The sequence below is a fragment of the Roseibacillus persicicus genome, from assembly GCF_014651675.1.
In the GTDB taxonomy this organism is placed as follows: Bacteria; Verrucomicrobiota; Verrucomicrobiia; order Verrucomicrobiales; family Akkermansiaceae; genus Roseibacillus; species Roseibacillus persicicus.
Genome location: NZ_BMXI01000002.1, coordinates 234,051 through 254,704 on the forward strand (window position 1 = coordinate 234,051; position 20,654 = coordinate 254,704).

The 20,654-nt window shown below is 58.6% G+C and carries 10 protein-coding genes; 6 read left to right on the forward strand and 4 right to left on the reverse strand.

The genetic code is table 11. From position 1 onward, the window contains the following. The first annotated feature begins 80 nt into the window (after positions 1 to 80). From IE099_RS03265 to IE099_RS03285, 5 genes are all read left to right on the forward strand, one after another. Positions 81 to 572 (forward strand): hypothetical protein, encoded by a 492-nt coding sequence (locus IE099_RS03265; RefSeq protein WP_189567310.1) that lies wholly within the window; start codon positions 81 to 83, stop codon positions 570 to 572. Positions 573 to 737: 165 nt separating this feature from the next. Beyond that, a complete protein-coding gene (locus IE099_RS03270; protein WP_189567312.1) occupies positions 738 to 2,330 on the forward strand; it encodes a c-type cytochrome in 1,593 nt (530 codons plus the stop codon). After that, positions 2,327 to 4,717: a ThuA domain-containing protein gene (locus IE099_RS03275; RefSeq protein ID WP_189567314.1), complete on the forward strand. Its 2,391-nt coding sequence runs from the start codon at positions 2,327 to 2,329 to the stop codon at positions 4,715 to 4,717. The genes IE099_RS03270 and IE099_RS03275 overlap by 4 nt, the downstream gene beginning before the upstream one ends. 49 nt (positions 4,718 to 4,766) lie before the next feature. Continuing rightward, positions 4,767 to 5,609, forward strand: a complete 843-nt coding sequence (locus IE099_RS03280) for an endonuclease/exonuclease/phosphatase family protein (protein ID WP_189567316.1) — start codon at positions 4,767 to 4,769, stop codon at positions 5,607 to 5,609. Between the two features lie 9 nt (positions 5,610 to 5,618). Beyond that, positions 5,619 to 6,353 (forward strand): phosphodiester glycosidase family protein, encoded by a 735-nt coding sequence (locus IE099_RS03285; RefSeq protein WP_189567318.1) that lies wholly within the window; start codon positions 5,619 to 5,621, stop codon positions 6,351 to 6,353. Positions 6,354 to 6,376: 23 nt separating this feature from the next. Here IE099_RS03285 and IE099_RS03290 read toward each other — a convergent pair whose 3' ends face one another. The 4 genes from IE099_RS03290 to IE099_RS03305 all read right to left on the reverse strand — a co-directional run bounded on the left by IE099_RS03290 (position 6,377) and on the right by IE099_RS03305 (position 19,560). Further along, on the reverse strand, positions 6,377 to 11,020 hold the full coding sequence (locus tag IE099_RS03290) for a S8 family serine peptidase (RefSeq protein ID WP_189567320.1): 4,644 nt from the start codon (positions 11,018 to 11,020) through the stop codon (positions 6,377 to 6,379). 135 nt (positions 11,021 to 11,155) lie between these two features. Next, entirely contained in the window at positions 11,156 to 11,632 is a 477-nt protein-coding gene (locus IE099_RS03295) for a low molecular weight protein-tyrosine-phosphatase (protein ID WP_189567322.1), read from the reverse strand. 537 nt (positions 11,633 to 12,169) lie between these two features. Further along, a complete protein-coding gene (locus IE099_RS03300; RefSeq protein WP_229809366.1) occupies positions 12,170 to 14,704 on the reverse strand; it encodes a ligase-associated DNA damage response DEXH box helicase in 2,535 nt (844 codons plus the stop codon). Positions 14,705 to 14,865: 161 nt separating this feature from the next. After that, positions 14,866 to 19,560, reverse strand: a complete 4,695-nt coding sequence (locus IE099_RS03305; protein WP_189567324.1) for a beta strand repeat-containing protein — start codon at positions 19,558 to 19,560, stop codon at positions 14,866 to 14,868. Positions 19,561 to 19,978: 418 nt separating this feature from the next. Between IE099_RS03305 and IE099_RS03310 the strand changes: the two genes are divergently transcribed. Further along, positions 19,979 to 20,650: a 3-keto-disaccharide hydrolase gene (locus IE099_RS03310; protein WP_189567326.1), complete on the forward strand. Its 672-nt coding sequence runs from the start codon at positions 19,979 to 19,981 to the stop codon at positions 20,648 to 20,650. The last annotated feature ends 4 nt before the right edge of the window (positions 20,651 to 20,654 follow it).

Here is a 20,654-nt window from a genome sequence, read left to right on the forward strand (position 1 = left end):
CAGACAACTCCGCTGCACGAAAGGACACTTGAACCTTGATTTGGAGCTGATTTCGTGCTATCCGGACTCCTCACAAGCTAATGTATTTGACACGAAACGAAGCCGAAGGAACCATTATGGTGCGGATGATGCGCCAAGGAGTGAAGTATCAGAAAAACTTCTCGAAAAAGAAATACGGGGGTTGGGGCAAGGCGACCAAGGCCGCCAAAGAGTGGCGCGATGAGCAGCTCAAGATTCTTCCTCCCAAGATCATGAACGAGGAAGGCCGCATGTCTTCCCGTAACTCATCGGGTGTCGTGGGAGTGACTTTGACCCGCGCTGCGTTCACACTTGAGACAGGGAATAGCTACGAGTATTGGAGCTGGAAGGCCAAGTGGCCCGGCTGCAAATACAAAGGAGGCATTGGTTGGGCCGTGAAGAAGTATGGCGAGGAAGATGCCTTTGCCTTGGCCGTGCTGTCGCGCGAACTGCGCACGGTCGACCGGGATGTGATCATGAAGCGCCTCAAGAAGCTGCGCGGCACCAAGAAGCTGGAGAAGATTTTGGAAAGCCGCATGCTTGTGCTGGAATAAGCACGGAGCTGTAATCAGGATTTTAGCATGAGAAGGCTGCGGGTTCACCGCAGCCTTTTTTTGTGGTTACTTAGTTGGCCCCGGGTGTCCAATCGGGCAGGCGGGCGGTAGTGAAAAGGGAGGCGTGTCTGGTGATGAGAACCACATCGGACTAGCCATCCTTTTATGTTGCGAACAATCATTTCTCTTATTCTGGGGCTTTGGGCCGGGGTGGGCACAGGGCTTTTTGCCGAGGAACAACCGACCGGCGAACAACTCTATGGGCTCTACTGCGCCGCTTGTCATGGACCGGACGGCAAAGGCGCGGCCGGAGCTCCCTTTCCGCCGTTGGCGGGTAGCGAATGGGTGCGGGGTGACGCGCGGCGCATGGTCTCGGTGATTCTTCATGGCCTGGAGGAGCCCATTGTGGTGCGAAGCAAAACCTATGATCTGCAAATGCCGCCTCAGGGCTCGGTGTTGAGTGACGAGCAGGTCGCCTCGATCGTCAGTTTCGTGCGCGGAAGTTGGGGGAATCGGGAAAAACCGGTTTCTCCCGAACTGGTGGCCGGGGTGCGCGAGGCGACCAAGGAGCGCGAAGGCCTGTGGACCGCACCGGAGCTTTTGATGGAATACCCGCTCCCGCCCTTGCCGCTGCATCGGTGGGGAGTGCACGACCTCACGGCGACGGTTTATGAGGGCGAGTGGGAGGAGATGCCGGACTTCAGCAAGCTTTCCCCGATTTCGGAGGAAAAGGAAAAGGGGCCCATCAGCCTGAGTCACGCGGGCGGGCGTCGGGAAAACTTTGCCATTGTCTGGGAGGGAACGATGGACAGTCCCGGGGACCACGATAGCAACTTTTTCGCCTCTTCGGTGGGCGGTCTTCGCTTCTACTACAATGGGCAAGAGGTCTTTGACTTGGTGGGGCAGGGGCAACACTACCGGCACACCAGCGCGCGGGCCAAGGCCTCGCGGGGGAAGAACACCTTCCGCTTGGAGTATTTTCAAAAGGGTTCCCTGGGCGGACTGGCGATGCAGCGCAGCGGGGGCTCGATGGGAATGCATCCGCTCACCGATACCGACCGCGACCCGGACTCGGATTCCTTTCCCGATATCCTGCTCAAGCCGGAGGACGGTAAGAGCGCCCTCTATCGCAATACGATAGAAGGCATGAGCCCACGAGCCATCACGGTGGGGCTGGAAGGGGGCGTGAACTATGGCTTCAGCGCCTCAACTCTGGCCATGGAGCTGGTTTGGACCGGGGACTTCATCAATGCGGGGCAACACTGGACCGTGCGTGGCACCGGAGCCACAGCTCCCGCTGGCGAGCAGGTGGTCAGTCTGGGACGCGGCCCCGGCTTGGCCAAGCTTGCGAGTCCCGGCGACAATTGGCCGGGAGGGTTCCATGATGATTGGGAGGCGCGGTTTGAGGGCTATGATCTGGACGCGCAGAACCGACCGACCTTCCGCTATGCAATTGGGGAAATCTCGATCGCAGATAGCCCGCGACAGCAAACAAGCGAAGGACTCAAAAGTCTGGAGCGGACCTTCGTGGTTACTGTTCCTGAGGGCGCTTCCAGCGAGGGACTCTACCTTCGTTTGGCCAGTGGAGAGGAGATTGCGAAATCTGAGAACGGCTTCCTTATTAATGGCTCCATGGAGCTTCACGCCGACCAATCAGCGCGCCTGCTACTTGAGAACAAGTCGCTACTCCTCAGCCTCAGTGACCTTGCGGAAGGTCAGCACACCCTTTCAACTACTTACACCTGGACTGCACCATGATTACCAAACTTGTCACTCTTGCGGGGGCTTTGCTCACGACTGCTTCCGCTGTCACGCAGGACGATTTCTACCGTCGCGAAGTCATTCCGCTCCCCGAAGATTCCGTCTGCGAGCTGGGGAGTATCGCCCTTTTGCCAGACAAGAAGATCGCCTTCTCGACCCGTCGGGGTGAGATCTGGATTGGCTCGGGAGTCTATGAGGAGGACCTTTCCAAAGTCACCTGGACCCGCTTTGCCTATGGGCTGGAGAGTTCGTTTGGGATGTTTTGGAAAGACGATTCCCTCTACGTCACGACCCGCACCGACTTGAGTCGCTTGCAGGATCGTGATGGCGATGGCGAGGCGGATCGCTTCGAGATCGTGAGCCAGGACTGGGGTTTCAATGGGAACTATCATCAGTTTGCCTTCGGGTCCGAGCCGGACCGAAACGGTGATGTCTGGGTCGCTCTTTGCCAACTGGGCGGCGGCGAGAAGTGGCGGGGCTGGGCTGTGAAAGTCAGTCCCGATGGCACGACCACTCCGGTGGCCTGTGGAGTGCGGTCTCCGGGGGGGATGGGCTTTAATTCCAAGGGTGACACCTTCTACACCGATAATCAGGGCACGTGGAATGGCACTTCGTCTCTGCGCCATATCAAGCCCCGGAGCTTTCTCGGCTTCCCGACTGGACTGAACTACTACGACTTGATTCCTGATCTGGACGCGCCGACCCTTCCGAATAGTCCCAGTCGTTTTACCGAGGAGATGAAGCGCATTCCAGAGCTCTATCCGCCCAGTGTTCTTTTGCCCCACGGCCGCATGGGAGCTTCCCCGACTTTTGTGGTTTCAGATGAAAAAGGCGCTTTAGGTCCATTCGCTGGTTCTCTCTTTGTGGGAGAGCAAAGTCACTCTCAAGTTCAGCGCACCTTCGTCGAGGAGGTCAATGGAGTTTATCAGGGGGCGGCGTGGCATTTCCTCGAAGGTTTCGAGAGTGGCTTGGTTCCGGGTAAGCTTGCAGAAGACGGGACTCTCTTTGTGGGAGGAACGAACCGGGGCTGGGGCTCGCGGGGGACGCGGGGCTTTACCTTGGAACGGGTTCGTTGGAACGGGAAAGTTCCCTTCGAGACCTCTCAAATGCGGGCCTTGCCGGATGGATTCGAGCTCACCTTCACCGAGCCGGTGGATCCTGCGACCGCAAGCGATCCGGCCAGCTATGAGATGGCTGCGTGGACCTATATCTACCAATCCAGCTACGGCAGCCCCGAGGTGGATCAATCTGTCCCCAAGGTGGAAAAAGCCACCGTGTCGGCGGATGGCCTGCGGGTGACTCTCAAGGTGAAGGGGCTCGTCGAAGGTCATTTGCACCAGCTCAATTCGTCTGGGGTGCGTTCGGAATCCGGGCAGCCGCTATGGCACCCGGTTGGCTATTACACCCTCAACCAAATCCCCGAAGCCCCCGCGCCACCAGTCAAACCAGTGGCTGAACGCAAACCGCCGAAGGACTGGGTCCGGTTGCCTTGGCCAGAGAAGAAAGAGATCCTCACCGGCCTCTTTGCTCCCAGTGAACCGGAGAAGGCACTCATTGCGCAGGCGCTGCCCACGAAGCCGCAGGTGAAGGTCGAGAAACCCGCCAAGGTGCTCCTTTTTTGGCAATGCCAATATCCCCACACCAGCATCGCGACGGGAAATCACGCTCTGCAGGAGATGGCAAAATCCAGTGGGGCCTATGAGGTGACTCTCAGTGATGATCCGGCTGACTTTCGGTCCGAGCGCTTGCAGGAATTTGACGTGGTGATTTTTAACAACACAACGAGCTACGACGTCACGATCGGGGCCGAGGGGCAGGAGGCTCTGATGGACTACCTTCTTGCGGGAGGAGGCATCGTGGGCATTCATGCGGCTTCGGACAGTTGTCGGAGTTGGCCGGAAGGAGTTCAGATTATGGGTGGAATTTTCAACTGTCATCCTTGGTCGCCTAAGGGGACCTGGGCCTTTAAACTGGAGAGTCCCGAGCATCCCCTCAATGCCGCCTTTGGAGGAAAAGGCTTTTGGCATCAGGATGAAATCTACCTCTATCGCAAGGGGACGTTCAGTCGCGATCTCTCGAGAGTTCTAGTGAGTCTCGATATGTCTCATGAAGAGAACCGTAGTTCGCCGAAGCTCTATCAGCAGCACATCGACTTGATCGAGGATGATGGCGATTATCCGGTCTCGTGGTTGCACACTCATGGAAAGGGGCGGGTCTTTTACACCAATTTTGGACACAACGCCTCGACGTTTTGGGATCCTGAGGTTTTGCGGCAGATTTTGGGGGGAATCCAGTATGCCGCAGGTGACCTTGAGGCTGAGGCCATGCCATCCGCAAAGTTAGAAAGCCCGGCTCCCTGTGCCTGTGCAGCGCCTCATGAATAGCTGAAATCCCAGACTGGTTTTCTCCGCGCTCTTCCAGCAGAGTGAGCTCATGAAAAGGCTCCTTGTGCTCCTCTCGCTCCTGTTCGTCTCGTCTTCCGCCGCCGAGCTCCGGGTGGCGACTTTCAATATTCGCTATGCGGCCAGAGGCGACAAGGGTGAGAAAAGTTGGACCTCGCGGCGGGATTTGGTGGTGGAAACCATTCAGCAGATGAATCCGGATGTGCTGGGGATTCAGGAGGCGCTCGATAGTCAGCTTCGATTTCTTGCCAAGGAGCTACCGGAGTATTCCTTTGTCGGAGTTGGCCGGGATGATGGTCGGAAGAGGGGTGAGTATTCGGCCATCTTCTATCGCAAGAAGCGCCTTTCCCTGGACGCGAATCAGTCGGGGACCTTTTGGCTTTCGGACACTCCTGATGAGCCGGGTTCCGTGACTTGGGGCAACGCGGTGACGCGAGTGTGCACTTGGGGGAAGTTCACTGATCGTTCGAATGGAAAGGAGATCTTCGTTTACAATACCCACTGGGATCATCGGGGGCAGCCTTCGCGTGAAAAGTCGGCACAGCTGATTCGCGAGCACTTTGCGGGACAAAAGGAAGACAAGGCCCCCGTGGTCGTGATGGGGGATTTCAACGCGAGTGAGACCAGTGCGGAACTCAAGATTCTCAGCGAGGGAGAAGGAGGGCTTTCCAATAGTTTTCTCAAAGTGAATCCCGATGAAAAAGAGCGGGGCACTTTCAACGGATGGAAGACCACAGGAACCGGGGGTGCGATGATTGACCACGTCCTCACTTCTTTCGAGTTGGTGATTAGTGAATCGCAAATCGTGCGCCATCATCGCGGGACCCAGGTCCCCTCAGACCATTTTCCGGTGCTCACAATTCTCAAGTGGTAGAAGGTTGGGATGAGAATCATTTTTCTATGCCTAGCCCTCGTTCTGGGCGTCCATTCTGCGGAGGAGAAGTTCGAGCTTCATGGGAAGAGTTTCCGTGTTTTCAAGGCTCAGCCGGAGGACGTTCGCTTGGTCTGGAAAGGCGCGAACGACAAACCTCTCTTTAGTTTTCAGCAGGCGAGACAGGCCCTGTTAGAGGACGGGCAAAAGGTTACGATGCTGATGAATGGCGGCATCTTCGAGCCTCGGCAGATTCCTTCCGGTCTCTATGTGGAAAAGGGTAAGGAGTTGAATCCTCTCAATCTCAAGGACGCTCCCGGGAACTTCTTCCTCAAACCCAATGCCGTCTTTTGTCTCCGTAAAACTGAGGAAGGACTTCGTGCGGAAGTGGTGGAAAGCAAGGCTCTTTCGCAGTGGTCGGCCGAGAAGAAAGCGACCCTTTGGTATGCGGTGCAGTCGGGGCCGGCCCTCTTGTTAGATGGCAAGACTCATCCCGCCTTCAATCGCGGGTCGAAGAGTGAGCTTCTCCGCAATGGGGTGGGAGTGGATGAAACCGGTCAGGTGGTTTTCGTGATTACCGATGGCAAAACCGAGGTCAATCTCTGGACGTTCGCTGATTGTTTTCGCCAGTTGGGTTGTCGCAACGCCCTCTTCCTCGATGGAGATATCTCCCAAATGAAAGTGGACCCTCCCGCCGAAGTGAAGGGTCATGGATTCGCCACCATCTTCGGCGTTGTGAAAGAGTGAGGGTAGTTGTGGGCGGGTGGTCTCTATTCCACCCGCAGGCGGGCAAAGCGCTTGGGTGAACCGCCGACGGGAATGGTGGCCTGGAGGAGTTCCAAGGTGGGTTGGTCGTTCAAGACTTCAATCGTCACCCCGGTGCTCGACCAGCTGTTCGGCTCGAGGGTGTCCGACCACTCGACAATGCCCGAGACGTCGGTCGCGGATTTGAGATGCGCGAAAGTGATCGTCAGGGATTCGGTCCCAACGGAGGCCAAAGTGGGGGCAATGGTCGCATCGGTGACGCCAGCCTGACCCCCGAGATAATACTCTAACAGATTGTCGAGACCGTCGCCATCCGGGTCGTCGTTGGGTCCTGTTAGGGAAACCCCTTCGCCTGCGATCCAGCTCGCGTAACCGCCACTGCCGGCAATAACTTCCAGGGTGAAGCTCTGGCTCACGGTTTCCGAGAAAGTGTTGTAGCGCTCAATTGTGATCGGGTAGTCGCCCACGGTGGCAGAGAATCCAATGGTGCCGCTGATGAGTCCGGTCAAGGGATCCAAGTCGAGACCGCTCGGGAGAACGGAACCGTCTGCCAGCCGGAAGAGCGCGGGCGAATTGAAGGCTCCGCTGCGCAAGTCCTCGACGTAGTTGAGGTTGGCGAGATTGTTGCCTGCGGCAGGGGTCACGCCTTCCGGCGAGGGTTCATCGTCGGTAATGGTGAGGTCGAAACTTCCATCGCTGTAATCTGGTGCGGAAGCGGTGATGGTTGCGAACTGGGTGCCATCCGCATCGCTGTCGTCAATGGCGGCTACTGGGAAGGTGACCGAAGTTTGACCCGCAGGAATGGTGACATTGAGGGGCACGGTGGCGGCGGAACTGTCGCTGCTGCCCAAGGTGACTGTTAGAGATTCACTCAGGCTTTCCGCGATGGAAAGGGTCGCAGTGGCTGCGGTTGCTCCGGCGGATTCCGGGAAGGTTGCCGGAGAGATGGATAGCCCGAGACTATCGGGGCCACCCACGTCGCCTGCGGTGAGCGTGACTTGGTCGAGCTGGATATTTCCAGAGGATTTGGTTTCGTAACGAAAGCGAAGGAAGCGCGCCGAGGCCGAAAGGGAATCGCTGTAGGCGGTATCAGTAGTCGATTGATCGATGATGGTGCGCAGGGGGCTATAGGTCGTGCCGTCGGTGGACTCCTCCACCACAAAGGTGCCGCTGGTCGTGGGGGTGCCACCGGTGTTGCCCTTCAACTGATAACTCAGAGTGCTTGCGGCCGCGTCGAACTCAATAGTGAGGGAGTCCCCGCTGTCATCGAATTTAGCGGATCCCGGGTCGGTGTCGGTGCCCAGATTGCTGCTGTAGGTGCTGGTTCCTGAACTCGTGAAACCAGTAGGCAGGCTGCTCCAGCTTCCGCCGTAGGCGATAGGCAGACTGGTGGGAATTCGCGTTCCGCGAAGCAGGCGGGCGGTGCCTGAGGTGGTGATTTTCCAAGAGCCAGCCGAACTGGCTTCGGCCTCATCATCGCCGATGAAGTAGGCGGACTTGCCTGAACTGATGGCTCCGAGAGAAGGAGAAACCGAAGAGTTGGAACCGTAGGAAAAACCCGCGACCAGTTGCCCGCTGTCATCGCTGAGCCGCACGGAGTCGCCGCCATTGCCAAAGCTCGGCCAACTGCCGGTGAAGAAAGTCTCATCCGTGCTCGCGAGGACCAGCGTACCATCACTGGCATCGAAGTCGTCCGCTGGAAGGAGGCTGTCTTTGCTGGAGCCGTTGTAGATCACGATCAAAGTGCCTGCGGGAATGCTGTCCCAGATGACTTCGTCGCTGAAGGTCAGGGTGGAGCTGTTAGAATCTGCCAGGCTCCAATTGCGCAAAGAGCTTTCGCGGAGAACAAGAATCTCCACCCACTCGGAGGTGCCGGAGACTCCCTGGCTGAACTCGTTGATGATGGCATCGCGGGCCAAGGTCGATTCGCTTCCTCGCAGAACAAGTCCAGAGAGGTAACTGAGGGATTGGCCCGTGCTGGCAGTGGCGGGTGGACGAGTCAGGCTATTGGTGGCGGCGGTGTAAAGTGGCGCGCTCGAGTTCGTGCCATCATTCGCGACCACCACCGCCCGCCAGAGCAAACCGGCTCGCGCGGGGTCCGCGGGGAGGGTGTCGCCGGTGATTCTGGAGTCGGTCCAAGTGACGCCATCGCTGGAGCTTTCCCAGAAATACTCAAAGCTCAAGGACGACTCCTCGGGGTCGCTGGCGGTCAAGTTGGTGATGATGATGGCCTCATCGGAATACGCTTGTGAGGCCGGGCTGAGGCTGGCGGCCGTAACCGTCGGAGCCTGGTCGATTACGCTGAAGCTCACCACGCTGGAGCTTGTGCTTTCCCCTTCGCTATCGATTGCCGTGGCGGTCAGCGAGTGATTGCCCAGATCGGGCGTGAGAGAGAATTGATAGGGAGCGCTCGTTAACAAGCCTTGGGAGACGCCATTGTCAAAGAGCTCCACACTCGTCACCGAACCCGTTGAACCGTCGGCGGTGACATCGCTGGCAGAAACGGTGACCGTCACCGTGGCTCCCGGACTGAAGGAACTGCCCGTGGTAGGGGTGTTGATCGCCACTTGTGGGCCAGGGTTGGTCGGAATGCCCGGGGCACCGTGCGCGGTGAGGGAGAGCGCGGTGAGAGTGCCGGTATCGCTCGCCGCATTGTCCGCGATGCGCACCGTCCAAGTGCCGGCCGAATTCTCGCCCCAATGGCGAACCGAGGAAAAGGTCCAAGAGCTGTAGTTGCTGCTGGAGTCGCTGCGTTCCTCCGCCAAGCGGCTTTCCGTGCCAGCGGGGGAGATGAGGGTGATGCTGAGATCGCCTCGGAAGGAGTGGGTGAGGCTGACGGTGAGAGTGACCTGTTCGCAGCGCAAATTTTCGCCAGTCAGTTCCAAGTTTCGGGTGAGGCCCGCCGGGTTGTTATCCGGGATGGCGAGGGAAAGGCCGGTCTCGCTTGCAGAATCCGAACTGGCCGTCGCGAGATTGTTCCAGCCGTCTGCGAGAGCTACCGCGGCAGTGGCATCAATGAGCCCCGCGCCGTATTTGTGATTGAAGTGAAAGCCCGCTCCATTGTCGGTCCAGTCCCCATCGGAGGAATCGATTTTGGCCGCCGACTGGATGAGGATTTCCTGCACATCACGCCAACCGAGACTGGGATTTTTTTCTAACATCAAGGCCACAATGCCAGCTGCCGTGGGGGTGGAGGAAGAAGTGCCACCAAAGTCATCGGTGTAGTCTTCGTCCGAATAGCCGTTGATTCCGGTCCGGTCGGTGGTGGTGATTCCGAGCGCGGAACCTTGTCCGCTGGAGGGTGCGGTGATGACCAGATTGGCACCGGGCTCGGAGTAGTAAGATTGTCGCCCCAAGCTGTTGGTCGCTCCCACCGCGATGGTGTGGATGTTGTTGGCGTAGCCGTCATAGTTGGAGTTGTCGTCGACCTCGCCGCCATTTCCTCCCGCCCAGAGAAAGATGGAACCCAAGCCGCCGCGACCTGTTTGGGCTGCGAAGCTCAAAGCGCCTTCGGTAAGAGAGCCGGGGGCTTCCAAGGTGCTGCCATCGTCATTCGGGCCCCAAGAGTTCGACTTGATTTCGATCAGGTCGGGGAGATAGGCGAGGGCTTGGGCCTCTTGGCTATCGGTTGCCCCCGCCGCGATCAATCGCATGCCGACGAGGGTCGCTTCGGGAGCAGTACCGGAGACTCCGAGGTTGTTGTTGCCCACTGCCCCCGCATTTCCCGCGCAGGCGGTTCCGTGGTCATCGTCGCCTTCGGGTTCCGGGCTGTTGTCGTCTCCGTTCCAGTCTTTGTCGTTGGTGGTATCGACATTGGCGGCCAGATCCGGATGGGCGGTTTGCAGGCCGTCGTCGACGATGCCAATGCGCACGCCACTGCCTCGCACTCCTCCGCTCGCGCCATACTGCCAAGCGTTCTCGACGTTGACATCACTGTCACTGGAGGCCGAGCCCGAGGCTTTCAAATGCCATTGGTCGCCAATGAAGGTGTCGTTGGGCAAAGTCTTTTTCTGACGTTGCACCGCCAGTTGCAGCTCTGCGTTTTCGACTCCCGGCGCTTGCTGCAATTCCTGCAAGGCCGCCATCGCGGCAAAGGCATCGGTCGCCGAGACCACCACATGCCCAGGGGCGTAGACCGGTCGTTCGGTCACCACGAGGCCAGCTGGCAAATCGATTTCGTCCTCGCCTTTTTCCAATTTCAAGGTCAGGTCCGAGGTGATGATGTGGCGGTAGGCTGCGGTGTGGGGCTTCCCTTCCTCGTAACAAACCGGCCACACGGGATTCGCCGCTCCAGTTTCGCTCAAGCGCTCGGCGAGAGTCTCCAGAGTCGCGGGAGGGTCGAGGGGGACGACCACATCTGTACCCTCGGGACGGCGCTCCATGCCCTCGGTCAAAGAAAGGACGAAGTTCCGGTCTTGGCCCTTGGAACGGGTCGAAAAGGTCGCAAACGGCGCTGGGGTGAGGACCACTGCGACTTCTTCGGTGACGAGCGACCCTGATTTTGCCGCCTTTTCGGTAGAAGATGCTTGGGTGGCTTTCTGTGGCTCGGCGGAAGCTTCCTCAGACTTCGAGTCCAAGCAAAAGGTGAGGATGAGAGCGAGAGTGACAACGGCGACAATCGAGCCGGAGAGGAGGGGGCGGGAGTTCATTTGGGGGTTGGGAGCGGACCTAAGCTACTGGGCGAAAAGAATAGCACCAGCCTGAAGGCCAACTCGCTACGCTAACAGTGATTTCGCGTAACAAGAAAGTTGCGTGCCAGCTTTCACTCCAGCTTCTCCCAAGGTCTACTGAATCTTGCCCAAGCTGCGCAGAATTCCCTCGCAGCCGTCGACCATCATGTCCGCGACTAGTTCGAAGCCTTCGGGCCCACCGTAGTAGGGGTCAGGGACATCGGGGCCTTCGAATTTCTTGGAAAAGCTCAGGAAGGTCCGGACCTTGGCCCGGTCTTCGTCCGTCTTGGCCAGCATGAGCATGTCGTCCTGATTTTCCTCATCCATGGCGAGAATCAGGTCGAATTTGCCAAAATCTTGTGCGCTGAACTTCCGGGCTCGTCCCGTTACGGTGACCCCCCGGTTCTCCAAAGTGGTCGTCATCCTCGGATCGGGGGCCTTTCCAATGTGGTAGCCTGCGGTGCCGGCTGAATCCAGGGAGATCGAATCAACCCCGTGCTTTTGCAACAGGTTTCGCATGGTGCTCTCGGCTGCGGGAGAGCGGCAAATGTTACCAAGGCAGACAAAGAGGATTCGAGTGTGGCGGGCCATCTGCCTGTACTATGGACTAGGAAACGATTTAAACAAGTTCAGTAAAACTTGGTAGAGGCATTGATTGGAGGTCGGAAAAGGATGGTCCGCAGGGTGTTCTCTGGACGCGGAGGGAGCGGGTTGATAAAATGCGCGGAATCGGCTGGGAGCGAAAGTGATTCGGTATTCGGTGGTTTCGGAAACTTGAGTTCAGGTGAGAGATGAAAAATTAATGAGAGAAGTTGGAGATGTCCCAGTTCGGTTTCTAGTTTGTCCGCACTGCGAACAAACGACCCCGCGTGTGCCGGTGAGAAAGAAAGAGGGGCCTTCAGCTAGTGACGTGCTGTTTCTGGGCCATCTTGCGTATCTCCTGCCTCGCAGTCCGAAGGAGGTTTGTCTTTGCCAGAATTGTCGCACGATCTTCGACCCTGGGGAGAAACGAATTCCGCGTAGCCACTATCGCTGGATTTTTCTGGGCCTGTTTTTGCTGACAGTCGTGGTGGTGCTGACTTTGGTTCTGGCGGTTGAGTGGTGAGGATCGCGAGTTCGTGAGCCTTGCTACTTCGCGGAAACCTCCAACGAGGTCAGCATCGCTTCCAAGCGGGTGGCGTAGTCCTTGCCGGTGGTGTTGGCCTGCAAACGGTCGGCCCAGAGAGGGAAGGCGAAGGGGGTGAGGCGCTCGGTGGAGATGATGGTGAGGGGAAGGGTTTGCAAGGTGAGTAGGACGGCTTGCAGGCGGGTGAGCTCGAGCTGCTTTTCGAGAATCTCCTGCTGGGCTTGGCCGAGGAGGAGGTTATGGGGGTCGTAGTTGGTGAAGACGTCGAAGAGGAGGCTGGCCGAGGTCTGGAGCTCGCGCCCGGTCTTCCGCTGACCAGGGTAATTGGCGACCACCAGTCCGGCGACGCGGGCAATGTCGCGAAACTGGCGGCGGGCGAGCTCGGTGGCATTGAGGCAATCGAGCAGGTCATCTACTAGATTTTTAGTAGAAAAAAGTTCCCGCCACTCATCCTCGCTGGTGGGCAGTTCGGCGGGGGAGGAGAGCGAGAATCCGTAGTCGCTCTGGGTGGCCTCCACGGTGGCCCCGGTGTCGCGGGTAATGCGCCAGGCGAGGAGCGCCCCCAGACCTTCGTTGGCCGACCGTCCTGCGAGGGTAAAGGCGAAGAGGTTGTGGAGTCGCTCTTTTTCCAGATAGGTGTGCTCGATGAGGAGCTCGGTGTCGTCGGGAAGCTGGGACCACTTTTTCTGAATCTCTAACAGTGGCTGGAGAGCGCGGGTTTCCGGGCTTTCCGCTGGGTCGCAGTGCAGGCGGTGGGCGATGGCGTGGGTGAGCTCGGTGGAAAGCGACATCTTGGCCCCGTTCCAGGTCGCGACTTGGCCTTTGTGATTCTTGGAGGCGGGGCGAACGGTGGCGGTGTGGGCACGTAGACGAACGAACTCCAAGCGTCGTCCCGCAAAGATGAGCTGCTGCCCGGGCTTCAGCCGCGAGATGAACCCTTCCTCGATGGTGCCAAGCAACTTGCCATTGCCCATCTTGACGAGGATGCCTTGGTCAGAGGTGATGGTGCCGATGGACATGCGGTGGAGTTGAATCTTTCGCTTGTCGGTGACAGTCAGGGTGCCGTCTTCTAAAAGTTCGGCCTTCTGGTAGCCGGGGTAGGCCTTCAGGGCGTCGCCGCCGTGGGTGATGAAGCCCAGCGCCCATTCCCATTCCGCGTCGGTGAGGTGACGATAGGCATGGGTGGTCTCGATCTCGGCGCGAAGCTCATCGGGGTGAGCAGGCTCCCCAATCAATAGGGTGACGAGATGTTGCACGAGGAGATCGAGGGGCTTGCGGAGAGGAGGGCGCGATTCGATGTGTGAGTTCGTGGAGTGGACGTCTCGTCCACTTTTGTTATTGGTGAACGGGACGTCCACCTCACGGGCAGATTCGATGGCATCGCGGGCAGCGGCGAATTCTAACAGTTCCAAGGCGTTGGTGGGGACGCAGATCAGTTTGGAGGTGGAGCCGGGGGAATGACCGGAGCGGCCCGCGCGTTGCATCAGGCGGGCAATGCCTTTGGGTGAACCGACTTGGATGACTAGATCGACGGGAGAGAAGTCGACCCCGAGGTCGAGCGAAGAGGTGCAGACCACGCACTTGAGAGAGCCCTCGCGCAGGCCTTGCTCGACTTTGTCCCTGACCTCGCGGTCGAGCGAACCATGGTGCATGGCGAGTTGGTCTCCCCACTTTTTCCGAAGGGAAGCCAGCTCTTGGTACCAGATCTCGGTCTGGGAACGGGTGTTGGTGAAGAGGAGAGTAGATTTATGTTTGTCGACTTGTTGGGCGACCTGGCGGGCCAGTCGGGTGCCAATGTGGCCAGCCCAGGGAAAGCGTTCCACGTCCTTGGGCAGGAGGGTGCTGATGGAAAGGGCTTTGCGCTCCTTGCTATGAATGATGAGGGGCTGGGAGGTGGGGGCAGAAGTCGGCACCAGCACCTTGGCCGCCTGCTCCAGATTGCCCAAGGTGGCGGAGAGTCCCCAGACCCTGAGCTTCGGATTGAATCGGCGCAGGCGGGCGAGGCAGAGCTCGGTCTGCACCCCGCGCTTGTTGCCGATGAGCTCGTGCCACTCGTCGACGACCACGCAGTCGACGCTCTCGAAGTAGCTACGAGAGTCCTCGTAGGTCAGCAGGAGAGAGAGGGACTCCGGGGTGGTGACAAGGGCGAAGGGAGGCTTTTCGCGAATCTTCTTTTTGCGGTAGCCCGAGGTGTCGCCAGTGCGGGCCTCGACCTCGAGATGGGGGGCCAATTCGGCCACTGGCTCGCGCAGGGACTCAAGGGTGTCGGCTGCTAGAGCGCGCAGAGGAGTGAGCCAGATCACGCGGAGAGTGTTCTTCGGGCTGGGGTTTTCCACTTCTTCGGCGAGGGGACCGAGGAAGGCGGAGAGGGTTTTGCCGAGACCAGTGGGCGCATGAATCAATCCGCTCCGCCCTTCCGCAAAGGCAGACCATGCCTCTTGCTGAAAGTCGAAGGGCTTCCACTTGCGGGTTTTAAAGAAGGGCTGGAGGGAGGTGTTCAGTTGGGTGAACTGAACCGCAATCTGGCGTGAGCGCAAAGGATTTTAGGTCAGACAGGCCTCGCCCTGAATCCTTCCAATCTTTTTTGTAGTTTGGTGGGAAAGGATCTTTCGACAGAAGAAGGGAAAGCGCTGAACACGAAAAACCCCGGGGCCGCGAGCGACTCCGGGGCTTTTTGGATTGTCCGGGAAAGACTAAATTAGTTGCTCACTTTGATGCGGGCAAAGAGCTTCGCGAACGCGCTGCTATCCAATGTGAGGGTGATGTTCTCGCTGCCAGCACCACCAGGTTTGCTGTTGCGTGTGGGCATCACCGAGTCATCCCAAGAGACGAGGTCTTCGGAGACTTCCAAGACATCAGCGCTAGGTGGCACGGACTTGCTGCGAGGATAGCTCAGGGAAAGAGCCGAGCCGTCGGAGGTGAATCCAAAGGGGGAGCCGTCGGAGGCCTCGGGGTTCAAGCCCGTCAACCACTCGATGCCATTGCTCAGTCCATCGCCGTCGGGGTCGCCCATCAATCCACGCTGGGAAAGGGGAGTCGCTGCGGTAAAGTTATTATCCGCCCATTCCGCGAAGGTCTGGAGGAAGAACTCGGTGGCACCGATGTCAACCGCATTGCCTAACAGACGGGCGAAGCCCATGCCACGTTGGTCAGTGGTTAGACCCGAGGAGGCCGCACTGTCGCCAGCATCAACTGCAGGGCTTCCGCAGTCGGGCAGGTGGGTGAGGGTCGCGCCGCCATTGTCGGAGAGTGGGGCCAGCAGTGGATCGACTCCGGTCAAGTTGCTCGCATCCAAGCCCGAGGTTCCGGAGGAGTCCTCCACCAGATTTGAGTTGGCCATCGCAAAGGCACCATTGACGTCGGGGCCATTGCCTCCTGCCGTATTGTCGCCGAAGAGGCTGTTGGCTGCGACGAGGTCGCCCGTCGTGACATTGACGCCTCCGCCATCGGTGGTTGCCGAGTTGTTAGCGAGGGTGACATGCAGGAAGCTCATGGAGCCGCCTTCAATTTGCGCGCCTCCTCCATTGGTGGCACTGTTGCCGGAAACGGTGGAGTTGGTGACGGTGGTGACGCCGGCTCCAGCCTGGTTGAAAAGGCCGCCGCCGTCGGGGGCCATGTTCGCGCTCAGGGTGGAAGTGGTCACTTCCAACGTTCCTGCGCCGGAGTTCCAGAGACCGCCTCCTTCGTTGCCCGCGCTGTTGGAGTCGTAGGTCGAACCCGAAGTGGTGACTTTGCCAGAACCCGAGATATGGATGGCGCCACCGTTACCGGGGGCCGCTGTTCCAGATGGTCCCGCAACGTTTTCGTTGACGATGCAGTCTGCCAAGGTGGACTCGCTGTTCGCGGTCACCTCGAGGGCTCCTCCTGCGCGGTTGGCCACATTGCTCATCAGGACTGCTCCCGTGACGGTGAGGATTCCACCATCGTTGAAAATGCCTCCACCACTTCCCGATGCGCCATCGGCCACGTTGTCCGCGATGATGGTATCACCTTCGACCGTGAGGGTTCCGCCCGCATTGAAGAGCGCTCCACCACCTTGGTCCGCACCGGCGCCACTTGCGATGTTTTCCAAGAGGGAAACATTGCTCACGGTCATTGTGCCGGTTCCGTTCCAGAGTCCACCACCTTCGGAGGCGGCGGTGTTGAGGATAAGAGTTCCGCCTTCGACAGTCGCGTCGCCAGGACCCGTGATGTGCATTGCACCACCGCTACCGGGAGCTGCAACCGCAGGGGCGACTCCGGCGTTGTTAGCCTCGAAAGTCACATTGTTCAGCACCACGCCGAGACCCATTCCCGAGTTGTCTTCGATGCCTCCACCCGCGCGGTTGGCGACGTTGTTGCTCAAGATCGAGCCGGTCACGGTGAGAGAACCGCCCGCGTCATTGAGGATACCGCCACCACTACCGGCTGCGCCATCGGCAACGTTGCCGTCCAGGGTTGAGTCAGTGACTTCGATGATTCCGCCGGCGCTGAAGAGACCTCCGCCCCCTTGGTCAGAGGCGTCACCGCTTGCGATGTTGGCCGTGACCATCACGCCGTTGACGGAAAGGATTCCAGAACCGATCCAGAGTCCGCCGCCTTCCGCGGCAGCCACGTTGGCATTCACAGTGCCGCCTTCGACGGTTACGTTGCCGGGGCCGGTGACGTGTAAGCCGCCACCATTACCGGGGGCTGCTGTCGCAGGGGCGACTCCGGCGTTGTTCTCGCTCAAGGTGGTGTTGGTCAAAAGAATGGCCACTCCCGAGGTGAGGTCGGACTGGTCTTCAATGCCTCCGCCCGCGCGATTGGCCACATTGCCAGTCAGGGTGGAATCTGTCACGGAAACGGTTCCGTTGGTGAGGTTCAGAATTCCACCTCCGCTGCCTGCGGTTCCTGTTGCGCTGTTGCCGGTAAGCATTGCGCCGTTCTGAACGATCAAGGTGCCCCCGTTGTTGAAGATGGCTCCTCCGCCGTCGTCCAAGGCTGGACCTTGTCCAATGTTGTTAGAAAGAGTGCTGCCGTCGACCGTCAGGGTGCCGACGCTGTTCCAGAGGCCACCGCCTTCGCGTGCTGCCACGTTGCCATCGATGACTCCTCCGGTGAAGAGGGCGCTGCCGCTGCCACTGATGTGCAGGCCGCCTCCGTTGCCGGGATTGGCTGTGGCAGGTGCTGCTCCCGCGTTGTTGTTAGAAAGGGTGGTATTGGTCACGGTGAGCCCCAGCCCGTCACCCGAGTTGTCCTCGATTCCTCCTCCCGCGCGGTTGGCGCGATTGTTTGTGATGGTCGAGTTGGTGATTGTGACCGTTCCGCCGGCATCGTTTAAGATTCCCCCGCCACTGCCGGAAGTTCCGTCCGCCACGTTGAGGTCGATCAAGGTGGAGAGGGTAATGTCGACCACTCCGCCAGCGTTGAAGACTCCGCCGCCGCCTTGGTCCGCACCGGCTCCGCTGGCAGTGTTGGCTGTGATGGATGGGCCTACCAGATTCATCCGGCCGGTTCCGTTCCACAGTCCGCCTCCTTCGGAGGATGCGATGTTGTTAGAAATTGTGCCGCCGGTGATATCGATGTCGCCAGGGCCGGAGATATGCACTCCTCCGCCGCTTCCGGGCGCGCCCACTGCGGGAGCTACTCCTGCATTGTTAGAGTCAAGCGTGACTCCGACCAAGGTGATGCCCAGGCCCGCGCCAGAGGCATCTTCGATCGCGCCTCCCGCCCGGTTGGCCAAGTTGCCGGTGAAGGTGGCCCCATTGATAGTGACCACGCCTCCCACTTGGTTGTGGAGCCCGCCGCCACTACCCGAAGTGCCCGATGCGATATTGCGAGAAATTTCGACCACGCCACCAACCGCGTTGATCTCGACTTCGCCGCCATTGTTAAAGATGCCACCACCGCCGTCGTCAGCAGCATCACCAGATGCGGTGTTGTTAGCGACGAGAGTTCCTGCGGTCAAAGTCATCACGGAATTCGCCTGGTTCCAAAGACCACCTCCTTCGAGGGCGGCTTGGTTAAACTGGACCGTGCCTCCGGTAATCGTGGTTGTGGTGGAACCGGAGATGTGGATACCGCCCCCGTTTCCGGGAGCGGCACTACCGGACGGGCCTGCGATGTTTCCATCCGCCGCAGAAGCTCCGCCCAAGGTGACTCCATCGAGGCTCAGTTCACCATCAATCGCCTCGATGCCGCCACCGGCGCGGTTGGCGGTATTGGAGGAAATGATCACGCCACTCAGCGTGACCGCACCATCCTTTGTGAGAATAGCTCCTCCGCTACCTGCTGAACCATCCGCGAGATTGTTAGAAAGTGTTGTGCTCGTGACGGTCAGGGTTCCGCCATTGTTGAACAATCCACCGCCGCCGTCGTGGGCATCTGGTCCACTCGCCGAGTTGCTGGAGATGGTGGTGTCGCTGATGGTCATCAACCCTTTGTCATTCCAATAGGCTCCTCCCTCGCGGGCAGCCATGTTCTCACTGGCCGAGCCACCCGAGATGTCGATCGAGCCTGAACCGGTAATGTGAATGGCCCCTCCGTTACCAGGAGCGGCTGTTGCGGGGGCGACTCCGGCTTTGTTGCCGATAAAGGTCGCGTTGGTGAGCGTGATATCGAAGCCGCTCGTTCCTGCCGACTGGTCCTCAATCGCGCCACCCGCGCGGTTGGCGACGTTGTTTTCAAATCCGGTGTCATTCACCGCGAGTGTTCCGCCGGCGGCATTGAAGAAAGCACCTCCGCTGCCAGCAGCCGCCGTGGCCGCGTTGCCATCGAAGGATGAGTCGATGATCGAGACGCGGGAGCCATCACTATAGATCGCGCCCCCGTTGTCGGCCACGCAGTTGCGAAGCCGAACCGAGTCCAGCGCCAGTTCGTCACCGGGGGAGGTGAGAATCGCTCCGCCGTTTCCTGATACCGTTCCGTTGAGAAGATTCAGGTTGGTGAGCAACACCAGATTGTCAGCGCCTGCGAGAGGGGTGGTATTGGTGACGAAGAGACGGGTGGCGGAAGCCCCGTTGATGGAAGCGGTGCCTCCAAGAGTGAATCCATCGATAGAGAGGTCATCGGTAATCGTGATCTCGGAGGTGAGGGTGAGATTGGGAGCGGAGATGAGGTAGCCCAATCCACCGAAGGTGATGGTGTCGCCATCGAGATCGCCGCTATCGGGAGAGCCGCCGTTCTGATTGGCCAAGGCGACTGCTTCGCGGAGGGACAGACCGGTGCCGTCCATCATCTCGTCGGAAAGAGTGCCGCCGTCGTAGGCTTCGTCATCATTAGTATCAACTACAAAGTTGGTGGCCGAGGCGTGCGATACAAAGAAGCAGAGCGGGAGGGCGAAACAAAGCGACCCGACGGAGCGAAGGCTGCGAGGGGACGTGAAGATATTTCTCCGGAGGGGAGAGCAAGGGGATGGTTTTGGTTCTTTCATGGCAAATCAGAGTTTGGTGACAGGCGACTAAAAACCCCGTCCTGAAGAGCAACGCCTGTCCTCAAATGGCAGATGCATCCTTTTCTGATTTTTTTGGAAAGGGGGAAAAGGCTCTCGAAAGGAGGTCTTTCGCAGAGGAGCAGTCTCATGCTGATAGGGAGCATGAAAACGAGGTCTCGTTTTAAAAAGATGAGGGCCCCCGGAGACCAATCCGGGAGCCCGCATGGATTGCTTGCGGTCGAGAAAACCCATCGGTTCTCCCATCCGTCATTTTTAGCAACCGGATCCTGCGCTCGCGATTCTCATAAATCAATACGGCATCTCAAAAACTCACGGATCTGACGATTTTCGTTAAGTTCGAGAAAAAATTCGCCATTCTCTTGCAAAGTCAATCACCTGAAGGCGGTATCTCGCTTGGATGAAAAATCAGATTGCCACCTTTCTATTGTCTGCCGCCCTCGTCAATGCCGCTGAAAAGTCGCCGGCGGAACCTCTCTGGAAACCGCTCTTTGACGGAGAAACTCTCTCCGGTTGGACGAACGCCAAAGGGAAAGAGGTGAAGGAAGGGAATTGGGTAGCTGAAGATGGAATTCTCACCCGGAAGTCGGGAGGGTCCGGTTCCCTGGTTACCGAGAAGGAGTTTGGAGACTTCGAGTTCGCCTTTGAGTGGAAGATTTCAGAAGGCGGAAACTCCGGAGTGAAATACCGGGTTCAGAACTACGGAAACCAAGTGCTAGGTCTTGAGTATCAGGTTCTTGATGATTCCAAGCATCCTGATGGTAAAAATGGTGGAGTTCGCCAGACCGCAGCTCTCTATGATTTGAAGGCCGCCAACGAGAAAAAGAAGCTCAAACCGGCGGGCGAATGGAATCAATCCCGAATTTTGGTCAAAGAGGGCGTTGTGACTCACTATCTGAACGGCGAAGAAGTGATGCGCTTGGAAATCCCTTCGGAAGAGTGGGAGAAGCGCTTCAAAGCCAGTAAGTATAAGAAAAACGAAGGGTTTGGAGTGAATGTGCAAGGACGGATCATGCTGCAGGATCACGGGAATGAGGTGTCCTTCCGCGAGCTAAAGATTCGGGAGTTTTAGTCTC

Excerpts from the sequence above, each read along its gene's own strand:
- IE099_RS03265 (WP_189567310.1), top strand. The coding sequence starts at position 81 with ATGTATTTGACACGAAACGAAGCCGAAGGAACCATTATGGTGCGGATG.
- IE099_RS03305 (WP_189567324.1), bottom strand. The coding sequence starts at position 19,560 with ATGAAAGAACCAAAACCATCCCCTTGCTCTCCCCTCCGGAGAAATATC.
- IE099_RS03295 (WP_189567322.1), bottom strand. The coding sequence starts at position 11,632 with ATGGCCCGCCACACTCGAATCCTCTTTGTCTGCCTTGGTAACATTTGC.
- IE099_RS03285 (WP_189567318.1), top strand. The coding sequence starts at position 5,619 with ATGAGAATCATTTTTCTATGCCTAGCCCTCGTTCTGGGCGTCCATTCT.
- IE099_RS03275 (WP_189567314.1), top strand. The coding sequence starts at position 2,327 with ATGATTACCAAACTTGTCACTCTTGCGGGGGCTTTGCTCACGACTGCT.
- IE099_RS03280 (WP_189567316.1), top strand. The coding sequence starts at position 4,767 with ATGAAAAGGCTCCTTGTGCTCCTCTCGCTCCTGTTCGTCTCGTCTTCC.
- IE099_RS03310 (WP_189567326.1), top strand. The coding sequence starts at position 19,979 with ATGAAAAATCAGATTGCCACCTTTCTATTGTCTGCCGCCCTCGTCAAT.
- IE099_RS03270 (WP_189567312.1), top strand. The coding sequence starts at position 738 with ATGTTGCGAACAATCATTTCTCTTATTCTGGGGCTTTGGGCCGGGGTG.
- IE099_RS03290 (WP_189567320.1), bottom strand. The coding sequence starts at position 11,020 with ATGAACTCCCGCCCCCTCCTCTCCGGCTCGATTGTCGCCGTTGTCACT.